Genomic DNA, 15,472 nt, shown 5'->3' on the forward strand with positions numbered 1-15,472 from the left:
CCCCCCCCCCCCCCCCCCCCCCCCCCCCCCCCCCCCCCCCCCCCCCCCCCCCCCCCCCCCCCCCCCCCCCCCCCCCAAACCGTTAAAGACAGGTACTCTAGTGCGAACGCAATCTCTGCGACCTCTTTTCGCCTAGATTTTGCTCGCAAAGCGTTTATACGAAACCGTAGTTCGTCAATAGTCGTCGTCATGGTGTCATCGCGTTAGCGGGAATAGTCCGCCATAGATGTGGCACCAAGCATGGAATCATCTGAATAGCTCGATATGCGAAGATATAGAAACGCAATCAGTGAGTCATTCTGGAGGCTAGCTCGCTGTCAAGTGCGCTAGATATATTCGTTTCTGCCTTTACTGCGGCCAATGATTTTTCAGTAACAACAAAATCTGAATCAGGAAGTATTTTTACTTCAGGCATTCCTTTCGCATTTGCCAGCATTACCGCATATCCCTTGGTTTTGCCTTTTATCGGAAACCCAATTACCGTCAAATCCGTCTCAAGGGCTTTACGTAAAACAAAATAAGGATTTTCGTTTTCCTTATTTCTATATTGATATTCAATCGACTGGAGCACAGAGTATTCACGCTTGTTGATGGCTTCATTTTTCATGGCCCCTCCATCGCATCCGCAAAGAATAGCCGCTATAAACACCCAATACTTTTTAATCACATCAACCTCACGGCCTGTTAAAAACCGAGAAGATTTCTGGAATTTTCCCGCCTTTTGGAATGTCAATTATGGTCGCGGCATTTCTTTGAGCGATGACACCCGTATCTATTGGGAAAGGACTTGTCAATGGAACGAAAACGGATTTAACTCCACCGGCTTCAAGGGCGTTCTGAGTTCGCGTTGCACATGTGTCCCGCGCAGCCGCACTTGGACTTTTCGTTGGATCCGGCAGGGGAGTATTTCTGTACTCTTGAATCTTTTCTAACATTTCAGCCTCTTGCTGTGGCGTGGTTTTGATCGTGTATACGGTCGTATCTCGATACTTGGCTTGCTTCTCAAGATAATCAGTCACACTCCCCCCGAGTGGTGTACCCGTGCCATAGCTATAGACCCCCTGCCCCGAAAATCCGATTGCAACGTGGCCAAACGGATTGCTTAATATGCCTCGACCATGAATAACAACCGTATCCAGCCCCAGTGGATCGAGTGAAGTTAGCGGATTCCCGCCCGCGTAAAGATAAAGATTAAGGCCACCAGCGAAACCAAGCAGGTCTTTAGTTATATAGCGAGCACCATGCGGATCGTAGTACCGATGCCGGTTGTAGTGCAGCCCCGTCTCATGGTCATGGTACTGCCCCTGGAACCGGATCGGGTTACGCAATTCCACGCGCCCACCGGAGGCCTTGCGGATCACTTCCTTGACTGCGCCCCAAGCACGATACTCCGCGCTCCACGCAATCTCGCTATGCTCGTCCGTCAACTCCTGCGGCGTGCCCAGATGGTCGCACTGGTACCACGCCAGACTGTCGATGGCCGGCGCGGGCGGCGGCGATAGCCACAGCGGGTCTTCGTCCTGCCGGTAGTCGTCGCCGTACTCAGGCTGGTCGGGCAGTTCGATGGCATCCTGTCGCACCGCCTGCGCCACCGGCACGAAACTGCCCGGCTCGTAGACGTAATGCGTGGTGCGCGCACCGAAGCCGTCTTCGTCGGCGATCTTGCTCTCCCACGCCAGCGTATCGCCATCCCAGCCGTACAGCGTGAAGCCGCATTGCAGTTCGCGGTTGCGCTTGACGCGCTCGCCGCGGTTCCAGTGCGGCCCGGCCTCGCGGCGTTCCTCGTAGTGGGCCTTGCTGTGCTTTGTCAGGCGCCGGCCGAGGGCATCGTAGCTGTAGTCCGCCTGCAGTCGCTCGTCTTCGTAGTGCGTCAGGCGGTCGAACAGGTCCCAGGTGTAGCGGCTCTCCTTGCCCTGGTGCCAGCGCTTGCTCAGGTTGCCCCGCGCGTCGTACTGGTAGTGGGTGCCGGCGTACTGCTTGAGCAGGTTGTCCAGCGCCTTCGGACGCGGCATGTGCTGGCGCTGTGTTTCCCTTTCCGCCTCGGGGTCGATCAAGTTGCTGGCCGGATCGAACGCGAAGGTTTCGTGGCCGAGGCGGCTCTGTGCTTCCAGCAGCCGACCCACCGGATCGTAGCGGTAGGCAAGCTGGCCGCGCCGCGTGTCGTTGATGTCGGTGAGCTGGCCGCTGGCATCGTAGCGGTAGCGGCGCACCAGCAAGCGGCCGCCGCCAGCAGTCTGCGCGGCCGGCCCTTTGGCCTCGTGAGCGAGCACCTGTTCGCTGAGACGGCCCAGCGCGTCCCACTGCTGCGTCTGTAGCAGGCGGTTGCCCTGGGTGCGGAGGACTTCTCGGTGCAGGTCGTCGCGCTCGTAGCTGACCAGTTCGCGCTCGTCCAGTTGCAGGGCCAGCAGGTGGCCGCTGCCGTAGGTGAGCCAGCTTACGCGGTGCCCGTCCGGGCGCACAGTGGCGGTGCGCTGATTGAGCGCGTCGTATTCGTGCTGCCATACCGCCACCAGCGGCTTGCCCAGGCTGCGGTAATGCTGGTGCTCGCGCACCAGGTTGCCGGCTACGTCGTGGAACCATTGCAGGCGGCTGTCGGCGTTGGTCGCCAGCGCGAGGTTGCCGTTGAGGTCATACGCGAAGCGTTCCACCTGCCAGTCCCGCTCACTAGGTTCGGCATCGCCGGTTTGCAGCGCCGCGCGCCGCTCGGCAAGGCGGCCCATGGCGTCGAAGGTGTAGGCCGTGATGCGCTGCCCGTCCACGGCGCGTGCCAGCTTGCCGGTTTCTTCCTCGTACTCGTAGCGGGTGGTCGCGCCGTCGAAGCCGGTTTCGGCGAGCAGGCGACCCACCGGGTCGTAGTGGAACTCGGCATCGCGGCCGTTTTCGTTGCGCAACGCGGTGAGTTGGCCGAGCTTGTCCCACTGGTAGCCCAGGCGCTGGCCGGCCGCGTCCACTCGGCTGGCGAGCAGCCCGGCCTCGGTGTAGTCCCATTCGGTGCGCCGCCCCAGCGCGTCGATGTGGGTCAGCAGGCGCCCTTCGGCATCGCGCTCGAAGTGTTCTTCGCTGTTGTCCGGGTGGCGGATAGCGGCAAGCTGGCCCGCGTCGTAACGGTAGCGGGTGACCTGTCCCGCCGCGTCGGTGAACTGCACGAGCTGGCCGCGTTCGTCGTAGGTCCATGCGCTGGCCTTGGCGGAGCAGTCGACGTAGCGGGTAAGCTGGCCGTTGGCGTTGTACTCGAGTTGCTTGGTCTTGCCGTTAGCGTCGGTGATACCGATGGGCAAGCCCATCAGGTTGTACGCGTACTCGGTCTTGTTGCCCAGCGGGTCGATGGCCTCCGTGAGCCGGCCGCGCGTGTCGTAATCGCGCAGCCAGAGGCCGCCCTCGGCGTCGCTGATCTTGATGAGCTGGTCTTTCGTGTCCCACGCGTAGTGCACGGTGGTACCGTCCGCGCGGATGTGCTCCAGCAGGTTGCCGTTCTCGTCGTAGGCGTAGCGATCGTCGCTGCCGTCGGGACGGATGTGGTGGACGATGTTCTTGGCGTCGTCGCGGTGGAACCACTCGGAACGTTTGTCCGGATGGATGATGCGGTAGGTGTAGCCGAGCCTATCGTAGTAATGCCTTGTTTCCTGCCCGTGGGCATCAGTGACGTAGGTGAGGCGGATGTTTTCGTCCCACGCCAGACGCATCGCAAAGCTGCCGTCGTCGGCCCATTCGTGCACGGCGCGGGCATCGGGGCCTTCGCCCTGCCAGGCGAGGTTCATACCCCGGCCGGTACGGTCGGTGTAGCGGGTGATCAGGTGGCGCTGGTACTGGTAGGTCCAGACCTCGGCGTTCTCGTCCTGGGCCAAGGTGAGGTCGCCAGCCTCGTCGTAGCGATACAGGCTCAGGCGTCGCAGGGGCTCGTCCTCGCCCATCAGCCACAGGCCGATGATGCGTCCATGCGCGTCCACGTTGGTGCCCAGGTGGGTATGCGGCTGGCTCGGGTCGTCCTGGTAGGTGACGAGGTCGGAGAGCACCACGCGCTCGCCCACGCGGTGGTCGTAGCCGAGCAGCAGGCCAGCGCCGCCGCGCAGCTCGATCTGCACGAGCAGGAAACGCTCGCCGTGGCGCTGGTAGGTTTCGCGTTGCTCGTAGCCGCGGCACAGGACGAGCTGGTGGTCGCTTGCGCGCACGAGGAGGAGGTCTTCGATGCGATCCTCATGGAACTGCCCGACCTTGGGTAACGGGTAGTCATGGCTGCGGCCGTCGGCGCCGTGATAGCGCAGGCCGTCGCCTTGCACGTCGAAGCGTGTGGTGTACGGCGTGATCCAGCGCGCGCCCTGTTCACCCGCATCGTAGGCTCCCAAGTTGGAGCGGTAGGTGCGCGTCCAGGTAAGGGGGAACGGGCCCGGCAGGGCGAAGTCGGTGTGCGAGAGGGTTTCGGTGCCCGTGGCAAAGCTGATGCTGCTGCCGCTACCCGACGGTGCGCCGTTCTTGCACATACTGGGATCTTGCTCCGCGGGCCGCTCCTTGACCCGTACATCAAGGGACTCGCCGGGGACCTGGCGCCCAGCGATGCTGGTCGCGTCTGGCTTGATGCTGGCACTCTGCCCGGCGCCCGCTGTCCGGGCATCAAGCGAGCGGACCAATCCTGCTGCAACCCACCCCACGCAGCCTGCCTGCGTGGCCTTGCCTTGTTGCCGCACCTGCTTGCCCAATAATGCGGCGAACTGGCGCAATGCCTGGGCGTTGGTGCTGACCAGCGCCGGCGACTCAAGGGGCGAACTCTGTTCGAGAGGGGGACGGGCAGCCGCGTTGCTGCGAAGGAATTGATAGGCTGCGTCGTAGAGGTTGGAAAACGCAGCGGCTGGATCGCGCAGTTCGGTCGTTGCCGATGCGCTGGCCCCCAGGGTAGCCGGCGCAGAAGGCTTCGCCCGGGCCAGTGCCTCCAGGCCATTGGCAAGGTCCAATAGCAGGCTTTCGCCAAACGCCGCCGCCGCGTCTAGCAGACCGGGTAGCCTTAACTGCACCTGTCGCGCGAGGTTGTCCAGTTCCCCCTCGATACTGTTGTTCAGGTTGGCGGTCAGGGTACGCCGTGCCGCCTCGCCCACCAGCGCATTACCGCCCTGCAGGAGTTCCTGCCGCGCCAAGAACAGGGTGGGCCGCAACACCATACGGGCAGCGGCGGTACCCGGCTCGGGCATCAGGCCGATCAGGTTGAGGCTGACGCTCAACCAGTCAGAGGCATGAGGCTCGGGGTGGGTCGTAAGGGTGACGATATCGCCGAGCAGGTCGGCCAGGTTCAAGATGTTGAGGACTGCAGGAAAATTCCCAGCGACGGTGCGCAGGCGGTTCAAGTTCGCGCTGCCATGGCTGATTGCGCCAAGCCATTCGTCAAACGCTGAAATACTGAGGGCCACGTCGCCCAACTGAATCTGGTTGAGCGGCGCGACCGAGATTTGGCGCTCAAGGGATACGTCGGTGGACATGCTGGATGCTTGGCTTGCCATAGATGCTCCAAGTGGGCTGAGCACCTACGGTTGCTGCCGCCAGGGCACGGCTGGCAGCGGGCTCTCAGCAGATATATGGACGTCCGTGGGCGTACATGGACGCCCACGGAAGCAAGCCTAGGTATCTGCCGTTCCCATGTATATGGGACAGGTTCGAAAAACATAACGCTGTCCAACGGCACAGCAGCGTCAACATTCCTGTGCCAAGAAGCAAGCTCCGGAGCAGATGGAAAAAGGCCAGATGCAAAGACCAAGGGAAGGGGTTCAAGGGAGAGAAGCCCTACCCGAAAAGGTCAAGAGGCCTTGGCTACGGCCGTGAAACAACCAAGTTTGCGCAAGGTACAAGCGTGTCGATGGTATCGGACCATGCTTGCAACATCGCCTTGCGTTGTTCCGCGTATTCGGCCCGGTTGTAGAAACCGCGCACGCCACCAATGGTGTGATTGAGCGCCTTCTCTACGACGTCGGATGCCCAGCCCTTTTCATGGAGCAAGGTGGATGCCGTCCGGCGCAGGTCGTGGATGGTGAACGCTGGAATATCCTGCCCCCGCAGCGACACCTTTAGCGCCTGGTTGAGCGCGTTATGGGCGAACGGCTTCGTCTGTGTGCCACGTCCAGGCAAGACCCACCCGCTTGTGCCTGCGAGCACGAAGAGTTCGCGGAACAGCATTACCGCCTGCTTTGACAGATAGACGATGTGCGGCTTGCCCGTCTTCGAGTTCTCCTGGGGGATGTGCCACTCGGCCTCTTCGAGATGCACGTCCTTTTGCTTGGCCAACAGCAGCTCCGACTTGCGGACCAGCGTCATCAGGATGAGTTGCAGGCTGATCTTGAACTGACGGCGGACGTTCGACAGGTGTACAGCTTGGAGGAACTGCTTGACTTCCTCGGTGGGCAATGCACGTTCACGCGAGGCAGCTTTGTAGATATGCCGCATGGGCAGTGCCATGACTGGATTGGCCGAGATCAGCCCGCATGTCACCGCGTAATCCAGCATGCGTTTAAGCAGGCCGCGCACCTGGCCCGCCGCCGCGTCGAAACCCTGCTCCTTCTTGCGCCAGATAACCGACCGAACGTCTTCGGCCGTGAGTTCACATACCGGCTTCATGCCGATGTGCGGAAGAATGTCCTTGTCCAGATAGCGGCGCGGCATCGTGTTGTTCTTGCGGTCGCGCTGCTGGATCTCCTTGAAAAAACGCTCGGCGAATTGGCTCAGGGTGGTGTCTTCCGGGCCGGCCACCTTGGCGCGCTGTTTCTTCTGCGCGGGAGACTCGCCAATGGCCGCCATCTGCGATGCGCCGTCGCGCATGAGCCTGGCGTTCTTGAGGGTCAATGCCGGGTACTTGCCCAGCGTGAGCTTTTCGTACTTGCCGTTCAGCCGGTAGCGGTAGCGCCAGACCATCCCCCGGTTGGAAATACCTCCAGGTACAGGCCGCGATCGTCGCTAACGGTGTAGGTCTTGTCCCTGGGCTTGAGTGCCTTGAGGGCGGTGTCGGTGAGTGCCATCTTCTTCCTCCGTATGTCCAAGTAGAGGAAGGCCTGGGCCAAAACCGCTACTTGGACATAAACTTGGACATAAAAACAGACGGCTTTCAGTGTGCTTCAGCAGAGCTTGATGGGCAAGAAACCTAGTATTCATGCGGGTTTCAAGGGTTTCAGTGGACCTTGATGGAGCCCGGTGGAAGCGAGGTTATTTCCCAATACAAAACCTGCTGAAAATCACGCCCAGCAGATCATCCGAAGTGAACTCCCCGGTAATCGCATTGAGTTGCTCCTGCGCGAGCCGCAACTCCTCCGCAAACAGATCGAGCGATTGCGCGCGCTGCTCGGCGTGATCCGCCGCCTGCGCCAGATGCTCCTGCGCAGCCCGCAGCGCAATCAAGTGCCGCTCGCGCGCCAGATAGACGCCTTCCGCCCCCGCCTGCCACCCCGCGATCCGCAGCAGTTCCGCGCGCAACATGTCGATGCCGTCGCCGCGCTTGGCCGACAGATGCACCTCGGTCAGGTCGCCTTCGGCCGCCGGATGCTCGACGCACGCCGGCACGCCGGTGAGGTCCGTCTTGTTCAACACCCGCACCACCGGCACGCCATCCGGGAACCGCGCCGCGATCGTCTCGTCGTCCGCCGTCATCCCCGTGCGCGAATCGAGCAGATGCAGCACGACGTCCGCGCGCTCGATCTCGCTCCACGTGCGCGCAATCCCGATCCGCTCGACTTCGTCCTCCGTCTCGCGCAACCCGGCCGTATCGATGATGTGCAGCGGAATCCCTTCGACCTGGATCGTCTGCGCGACCTTGTCGCGCGTCGTGCCCGCGATCGGCGTAACGATCGCCAGCTCCGCGCCGGCGAGCGCATTCAGCAGCGACGACTTGCCGACGTTCGGCTGCCCCGCGAGCACGACCGACAACCCTTCGCGCAGCAGCGCGCCCTGCCGCGCGTCACCGAGCACGTGCGCCAGTTGCTCGCGGATCCTCGCGAGCTTGCCGCGCGCATCGGCCGCTTCCAGGAAGTCGATTTCCTCTTCCGGGAAATCGAGCGTCGCCTCGACCAGCATCCGCAGCGTGATCACATCCTCGACGAGCGCGTGGATCTGCCGCGAAAACGCGCCGTCGAGCGAGCGCCCGGCCGAGCGCGCCGCCGCTTCGGTACTCGCCTCGATCAGGTCGGCGACGGCCTCGGCCTGTGCGAGATCGAGCTTGTCGTTCAGAAACGCGCGCCGCGTGAATTCGCCCGGTTCCGCGAGCCGCAGCCCGAACGCGCGCCCCGCATCGAGGCAACGCTGCAGCAGCAGCTGCATCACGATCGGCCCGCCGTGCCCCTGCAACTCGAGCACGTGCTCGCCGGTGTACGAATGCGGCGCGGGGAAATACAGCGCGATTCCGCGGTCGAGCGGCGCGCCGTGCGCGTCGAGGAACGGCACGTAGCTCGCATGGCGCGGCGCGAGCCGCTGCCCGCACAACGCGTCGATCAGCGGCAGCGCGGCCGCCTCGCCGCCGCGCCCGAACGACACGCGGACGACGCCGATGCCCCCCCGGCCGGCAGCAGTGGCAATGGCGACGATCGGATCGGAATCGGTAGCGAGCATGGGAATCGGATGAATCGGGTGAACAGAACGTCAATGGTGCGCCCGCACAACAGTTCGGGCATCGGGACGCCGGCATTGTAGCCTGCCGGCCCGCACGCCACCGGACGCCTGATCGGCGTCGAACTTACCCGAATTTATCCCGACGGGGATAAGTCGAGTATCAATGCCGGACAATCACGTCCTGTCCATTTCGGACGAGTATGCCTTTCCGAACGGTCCGACACTGCGGCCCCAATTCCGCCGCACGGTCCACGGCAGGTTGGGATTCGTCCGTATAGGCTATGTTTAGCCCATATGGTTGTCTGAGACGTGTCGGTGGAATTGCACAATCACCCCCATGCCGACACCCGAAGAAAAAGCAGCGTTCTCGGAACGCCTGAAATTCGCCTTGCGGCGCAGCCCGGACAAGGTCACAGGCGCGACGGAACTCGCGAACCGGTTCAATCTGCGTCACCGCGGTGCGCAGCCGGTTTCGCCGCAAACCGCGCACAAATGGCTGACGGGCCGCACGATTCCGACGCCGGACAAACTCGAAACGCTCGCCGACTGGTTGCGCGTCGAACTGCATTGGCTGCATTACGGCCCGTCGCCGAGCGTGACCGAACACACGACGCCGCAACCGCTGCCGCGCGACGAGCGTTATCCGCCAACACCCGAGACGATCGAACTCGCGTCGAAGATCGAGGCGTTGCCGCCGCATCAGCGTTACCTCGTTCAGGAACTGATCGAGCAGTTCTACGGCGGCGACACGAAAATCGAAGCGAAGAAGGCCTGAACGGCAGCGGTCAACGCCCCCGCGCCGCCACCCGCCAGAAACAAAAAAGCCGCATGGATGAAACCATGCGGCTTTTTTACGTGCATCGCGGACGGCTGGCCGCCCGCGTGTGCCAAGGGCGTCAGGCCTTCTTGCCGCCGCCGAGCTTGCGCGTGATGTAGTACTGCTGCGCGATCGACAGCACGTTGTTCACGACGTAGTACAGCACCAGGCCGGCCGGGAAGAAGAAGAACATCACCGAGAACGCGATCGGCATGAACTTCATCATCTTCGCCTGGACCGGGTCCGGCGGCGTCGGGTTCAGGCTCGTCTGCACGAACATCGAGACGGCCATCAGCACCGGCAGGATGAAGAACGGGTCGCGCTGCGACAGGTCGTGAATCCACAGAATCCACGGCGCGCCGCGCATTTCGACCGACGCGAGCAGCACCCAGTACAGCGAGATGAACACCGGGATCTGGATCACGACCGGCAGGCAGCCGCCGAACGGATTGACCTTCTCGGTCTTGTACAGCTCCATCAGCGCGGCGTTCATCTTCTGCGGATCGCTCTTGAAGCGTTCGCGCAGCGCCTGCATGCGCGGCGTGATTTCCTTCATGCGCGCCATCGACTTGTAGCTGGCAGCCGACAGCGGGAAGAACACGGCCTTGATCAGCACCGTCAGCAGCACGATCGCCCAGCCCCAATTGCCGACGAAGCCGTGGATCTTCTCGAGCAGCCAGAACAGCGGCTTCGCGATGATCGTCACCCAGCCGTAGTCCTTCACGAGTTCCAGGCCCGGCGCGACGCCCTCGAGCATGCGCTCTTCTTCCGGACCGGCGAACAGGCGCGCCTGCACGTCGGCCGACTGGCCCGGTGCGATCGCGGCGACCGGCTGCTTCACGCCGACGCGGTACAGCGTCGGATCGATCTTTTCAGCGTAGATGTCGCGCTTCACGCCCTGCTGCGGAATCCAGGCCGACGCGAAGTAGTGCTGCACCATCGCGACCCAGCCGTTGTCGGCGGAGTTCACGAAGTCGGCCTTGTTCTTGTCGAGGTCGCTGAAGTTGATCTTCTGGAAGTGCTTCGCGTCCGTGTAGACCGCCGGCCCGAGGAACGTATGCGAGAACATCGGCGTTTCGACGGCCGTGTTGTCGCGCACCAGTTCCATGTAGACCGTCGGCGTGACCGGTGCCGTGCCGACGTTGTCGATCTTGGTATCGACGCCGATCACGTAGCTGCCGCGCGTGAACGTGTAGGTCTTCACGACCTTCACGCCGCCCTTCACCGGCGATTCGAACGACAGCTTCAGCGTGTTCTGGTCGCCCGTCAGCGACGTCGGGCCCGCGTTGACCTGCGTGTAGACGTCGTTGTGGTTCGGGAAGTCGCCGCCGAGCAGGCCCGAGCGCGCGAGATACGTGTGGCCAGCCGTATGGTCGAACAGCGTGATGTACAGGTCGGGCTGCTTGCCGTCGCCCTGCTTCTTCAGCGTCAGCTTCGCGAGCGTGCCGCCGCGCGTGTCGATTTCGCCGTCATACACGTCGGTCGAGAACTTCACGAGCTGCGCCTGCGCGGCCGGTGCCGTCGTCGACGGTGCGGTGCCTGCGGCTGCGGCAGGCGCGTCACCTGCGGTCGTCGTCGCGCCCGTGCCCGATGCACCGCCTGCAGCCGCGGGGGCTGTCTGCGTGGCGCTCGGGAAGAACATCGACGGGCGTCCATGGTCGCGCTGCCAGTTGTCGTACAGCATGACAGCTGACATGAAGAAGATCACCCATAGGACGGTGCGTTTGATATCCATGCGTTGTCTCAGAGTCGATGGGACCGCGCGTCGGCTTCGCCGCGAGCGCGAGTGTCGGAGTTGGGCGGCGGGACGAGGTCGATGCCGCCCGCGGAAAACGGATGGCATCGGCACACGCGCCTGACGGCGAGATACGTGCCGCGCGCGGCGCCATGATACTGGATTGCCTCGCGCGCGTAATCCGAACAGGAAGGATAAAAACGGCAACGGTTGCCGAGCATCGGGCTCACGGCAACCTTGTAGAAGCGCAGCAAGGCGATCAATACCGTTTCCATACCTTGGGCGGCGCCGTACGACGCCGCGTCAAAACCGGCCGGGCAGGCGCGAACGCCGCACCGGACACGGATGCGTCACTCGGACGCGGGCTTCGACGCCCGGCGGGCGATCTCCCGGACTGCCCTGTCGAGCAGTTCGCGGATCTCGGCCGCGCACATCGCCGCGAGCGGGGCGGAAGCCGCGCTCGGCAGCGCTTTCTTGTCGAAGCGCGTGTGCTGCCGCAGCAGCAGGTCGTAACCGGCGAATTCGGCCCGGCGCAGGCGAAACTGATCGCGCGCCAGCCGCTTCACGAGGTTACGTGTTACTGCACGCGGCGCATACTTCTTGCCGATGACGAGCCCCAGACGCGCGGGCTGACCGGTCGGCTTGCCGTAGATCACGAAGTGCGCGGAGCGCCGCCAGGGGCGCAAACGAAAAACGGATGAAAATTCATCCGTTTTCAGAAGTCGCGCAGCTTTCGGGAAGGCGGCTTTCGTCTGCGACGGATTCGCACCCGGCTCGACGGCACCTTCCGCAGGACTGCGGACGGCGGACACAGCGCGCAACCTGCCTTAGATGGCGAGGCGCTTGCGGCCCTTCGCGCGGCGAGCGTTGATGACCTTGCGGCCACCTGCCGTCTTCATGCGGACACGGAAGCCATGGGTGCGCTTGCGGCGCGTCACGGACGGTTGGTAAGTACGTTTCATGATGTTCTCACTTGTTCGAGAATGTCGAAATTCAGGGGACCGCGTGCCCTTAACCGGAGGCATTCGGGCGAACGCAATCGCCGGGAATACAGGATTGGTTTTCGCGGAACCCGCTATTTAAACCGTTTTTCTCTTGACGGTCAATACTTTAGGAGTCGCTCGCCTGTGCCGGCCCGCGCCGATCCGGCCCCGCGACCCACAATCCCGGCCTGTGGATAACTCGCGCTGTGGCCGCGTTTGGCGGTAGAATCTCGCCTTATCTCCAAGAATCCCGCACGCCGCCTCGGCCCGCGCCTGCCCCTCCAACACTGTGACGCAGGCGTCCGAGGCACGCTCGCACGACCGCTTCGGGCCTTGTTGCGCAACCGCGACAAGGGCGCCGGCGAGCCGCGCTGTGCACGCAAAAAACGACAGTTACTTGATGAACGATTTCTGGCAACACTGTTCCGCACTGCTGGAGCGCGAGCTGACGCCCCAGCAGTACGTGACGTGGATCAAACCCTTGGCCCCGGTGGCCTTCGATGCGTCGGCGAACACGCTGTCCATCGCCGCGCCGAACCGCTTCAAGCTGGACTGGGTCAAGAGCCAGTTTTCGGGACGGATCTCCGATCTGGCCCGAGATTTCTGGAATGCGCCGATCGAAGTTCAGTTCATCCTCGATCCGAAGGCAGGCATGCGTAGCGCCGCGGCCAGCGCCGCACCGGGCGCAGCCGCGCCGCGTGCGCCGCTCGCACCGAGCGGCCCGGCCGCCACGGTGGCCGCGATCGCCGCCAATCTGACCGCGAATGCATCGGCTGCGCCCAGTGCGCCGGCCGACGTGCCGATGACGCCGTCGGCGGCCGCCGCGCACCACCTGAACGCCGACGACGCCGACATCGACCTGCCGAGCCTGCCCGCGCACGAAGCGGCCGCCGGCCGCCGCACGTGGCGTCCGGGCCCCGGTGCGGCACCCGCGAACGGCGGCGAAGCCGATTCGATGTACGAGCGCTCGAAGCTGAACCCCGTGCTCACGTTCGACAACTTCGTGACCGGCAAGGCGAACCAGCTCGCGCGCGCCGCCGCGATCCAGGTCGCGGACAACCCGGGCATCTCGTACAACCCGCTGTTCCTGTACGGCGGCGTCGGCCTCGGCAAGACCCACCTGATCCACGCGATCGGCAACCAGCTGCTGCTCGACAAGGCCGGCGCGCGGATCCGCTACATCCATGCGGAACAGTACGTGTCCGACGTGGTGAAGGCGTACCAGCGCAAGGCGTTCGACGACTTCAAGCGCTACTACCACTCGCTCGACCTGCTGCTGATCGACGATATCCAGTTCTTCTCCGGCAAGTCGCGCACGCAAGAGGAATTCTTCTACGCGTTCGAGGCGCTGGTCGCGAACAAGGCGCAGGTGATCATCACCAGCGACACGTATCCGAAGGAAATCTCGGGCATCGACGATCGCCTGATCTCGCGCTTCGACTCGGGCCTCACCGTCGCGATCGAGCCGCCCGAGCTGGAAATGCGCGTCGCGATCCTGATGCGCAAGGCGCAGTCGGAAGGCGTGAACCTGTCGGAAGACGTCGCGTTCTTCGTCGCGAAGCACCTGCGCTCGAACGTGCGCGAGCTCGAAGGCGCGCTGCGCAAGATCCTCGCGTATTCGAAGTTCCACGGCCGCGAGATCTCGATCGAGCTGACCAAGGAAGCGCTGAAGGACCTGCTGACCGTGCAGAACCGGCAGATTTCGGTCGAGAATATCCAGAAGACCGTCGCCGACTTCTACAACATCAAGGTCGCCGACATGTATTCGAAGAAGCGCCCCGCGAACATCGCGCGGCCGCGGCAGATTGCGATGTACCTGGCGAAGGAACTCACGCAGAAGAGCCTGCCGGAGATCGGCGAGCTGTTCGGCGGGCGCGATCACACCACCGTGCTTCACGCGGTGCGCAAGATCGCCGACGAGCGCAGCAAGGACGCGCAGCTCAACCACGAGCTGCACGTGCTGGAACAGACGCTGAAGGGTTGAGCACGCACGGCGCGCTTGATAATTCGGCCTCCGCCCCAATTTAAGGGGGGCGGTTCGGTTTTGAGGCACAATACTGGTTTGACCGCCCCGGTGGTGGCGGGCCAAGAGCCCGGCTGGCGGGGCGCTGCGAGGCTGCTGCGCTGCAGGCCGTTACTCAACGAAGGAACTCTATGCAACTGGTCAAGACCGAACGAGACACACTCCTCAGGCCGCTGCAAACGGTCAGCGGCATCGTCGAACGCCGCCATACGTTGCCGATCCTCGCCAACCTGCTGATCACCAAGAACGGCCCGGACGTTTCATTCCTGTCGACCGACCTGGAGCTGCAGATCACCACGCGCGCCGATTTCGGCGTCGGCGGCGACCAGGTCGCGACCACCGTCGCCGCGCGCAAGCTGCTCGACATCCTGCGCGCGATGCCTGACGGCCAGGTCACGCTGTCGCTCGCCGACAAGCGCCTCACCGTTCAATCGGGCAAGAGCCGTTTCGCACTGCAGACGCTGGCGGCCGACGAGTTCCCGACCGTCGCGCAGGCGAAGGATTTCGGCGCCACGCTCACCGTCCCGCAGAAGTCGTTCCGCCAGCTGCTCGGCATGGTCCACTTCGCGATGGCGCAGCAGGACATCCGCTACTACCTGAACGGCATGCTGCTCGTCGTCGACGGCGACCAGCTGATGGCCGTGGCCACCGACGGCCACCGCCTCGCGTTCTCGTCGATGAAGCTCGAAGGCGGCACGTTCGGCCGCCAGGAAGTCATCGTGCCGCGCAAGACGATTCTCGAGCTGCAGCGCCTGCTCGAGGACATCGACGACACCGTCACCATCGACATCGCGCAAACCCAGGCCAAGTTCACGTTCGGCCAGGTCGAGCTCGTGTCGAAACTCGTCGAGGGCAAGTTCCCCGACTTCCAGCGCGTGATCCCGAAGGCGCACAAGAACACGTTCGAGATCGGCCGTGAAGAACTGCAGCGTTCGCTGCAGCGCGCGGCGATCCTGACCTCGGACAAGTTCAAGGGCGTGCGCTGCATCATCGCGCCGGGCCAGCTGAAGATCATGTCGACCAACGCCGATCAGGAAGAGGCGCAGGAAGAACTCGAAATCGCCTACCAGGGCGATACCGTCGACATCGGCTTCAACGTCACGTATCTGCTCGACGTGCTCGCGAACCTGAAGGTCGACACCGTGCAGGTGAGCCTCGGCGACGCCAGCTCGAGCGCGCTGATTACCGTGCCCGAGAACGACGAGTTCAAGTATGTCGTGATGCCGATGCGCATCTGACGCGCACGACATCGCGACACACACCAGGGGGCGGCAAGCCCCTTTGGCGTTTTTATGGCGAACCGACAACCCGTCCCTTTGGTGCCTTTTCGGCGCCTGGGGCGG

Annotated in this window: 12 protein-coding genes; 3 read left to right on the plus strand and 9 right to left on the minus strand. The window is 63.3% G+C overall.

Annotation, left to right across the window (positions count from 1 at the left end):
• Nucleotides 1-187: 187 nt before the first annotated feature.
• From DIE02_RS36530 to mnmE, 5 genes are all read right to left on the minus strand, one after another.
• A complete protein-coding gene (locus tag DIE02_RS36530) occupies nt 188-286 on the minus strand; it encodes a hypothetical protein (RefSeq protein WP_124486739.1) in 99 nt (32 codons plus the stop codon).
• Nucleotides 287-607: a hypothetical protein gene (locus tag DIE02_RS34115; RefSeq protein WP_185702684.1), complete on the minus strand. Its 321-nt coding sequence runs from the start codon at nt 605-607 to the stop codon at nt 287-289.
• A 67-nt stretch (nt 608-674) separates the two neighbouring features.
• The gene (locus DIE02_RS34120; protein WP_185702685.1) at nt 675-5,465 is read right to left on the minus strand and encodes an RHS repeat-associated core domain-containing protein; all 4,791 of its coding nucleotides are present in this window, start codon (nt 5,463-5,465) and stop codon (nt 675-677) included.
• Nucleotides 5,466-5,793: 328 nt separating this feature from the next.
• Nucleotides 5,794-6,888, minus strand: coding sequence for a site-specific integrase (locus DIE02_RS34125; protein ID WP_260427278.1), 1,095 nt, complete (start codon nt 6,886-6,888; stop codon nt 5,794-5,796).
• A 288-nt stretch (nt 6,889-7,176) separates the two neighbouring features.
• Complete coding sequence (mnmE, locus tag DIE02_RS34130) at nt 7,177-8,571, minus strand: tRNA uridine-5-carboxymethylaminomethyl(34) synthesis GTPase MnmE (protein WP_124486742.1); 1,395 nt, start codon at nt 8,569-8,571, stop codon at nt 7,177-7,179.
• 337 nt (nt 8,572-8,908) lie between these two features.
• Between mnmE and DIE02_RS34135 the strand changes: the two genes are divergently transcribed.
• Nucleotides 8,909-9,346, plus strand: a complete 438-nt coding sequence (locus tag DIE02_RS34135) for a helix-turn-helix domain-containing protein (protein WP_124486743.1) — start codon at nt 8,909-8,911, stop codon at nt 9,344-9,346.
• A gap of 121 nt (nt 9,347-9,467) precedes the next feature.
• On the opposite strand, the gene yidC is transcribed toward DIE02_RS34135, so the two are convergent.
• From yidC to rpmH, 4 genes are all read right to left on the minus strand, one after another.
• Nucleotides 9,468-11,123: a membrane protein insertase YidC gene (gene yidC, locus DIE02_RS34140; protein WP_124486744.1), complete on the minus strand. Its 1,656-nt coding sequence runs from the start codon at nt 11,121-11,123 to the stop codon at nt 9,468-9,470.
• An 8-nt stretch (nt 11,124-11,131) separates the two neighbouring features.
• A complete protein-coding gene (yidD, locus tag DIE02_RS34145) occupies nt 11,132-11,398 on the minus strand; it encodes a membrane protein insertion efficiency factor YidD (RefSeq protein ID WP_006750110.1) in 267 nt (88 codons plus the stop codon).
• Between the two features lie 75 nt (nt 11,399-11,473).
• A complete protein-coding gene (gene rnpA / locus DIE02_RS34150; protein WP_006489941.1) occupies nt 11,474-11,935 on the minus strand; it encodes a ribonuclease P protein component in 462 nt (153 codons plus the stop codon).
• 15 nt (nt 11,936-11,950) lie between these two features.
• The gene (gene rpmH, locus DIE02_RS34155; RefSeq protein ID WP_004198824.1) at nt 11,951-12,085 is read right to left on the minus strand and encodes a 50S ribosomal protein L34; all 135 of its coding nucleotides are present in this window, start codon (nt 12,083-12,085) and stop codon (nt 11,951-11,953) included.
• A 421-nt stretch (nt 12,086-12,506) separates the two neighbouring features.
• On the opposite strand from rpmH, the gene dnaA reads away from it, so the two are divergent.
• A complete protein-coding gene (gene dnaA / locus DIE02_RS34160) occupies nt 12,507-14,090 on the plus strand; it encodes a chromosomal replication initiator protein DnaA (protein ID WP_221622564.1) in 1,584 nt (527 codons plus the stop codon).
• Between the two features lie 170 nt (nt 14,091-14,260).
• The gene (dnaN, locus tag DIE02_RS34165; protein ID WP_006756934.1) at nt 14,261-15,367 is read left to right on the plus strand and encodes a DNA polymerase III subunit beta; all 1,107 of its coding nucleotides are present in this window, start codon (nt 14,261-14,263) and stop codon (nt 15,365-15,367) included.
• The last annotated feature ends 105 nt before the right edge of the window (nt 15,368-15,472 follow it).

The organism is Burkholderia sp. Bp8991, assembly GCF_003853795.1.
Classification (GTDB): Bacteria; Pseudomonadota; Gammaproteobacteria; order Burkholderiales; family Burkholderiaceae; genus Burkholderia.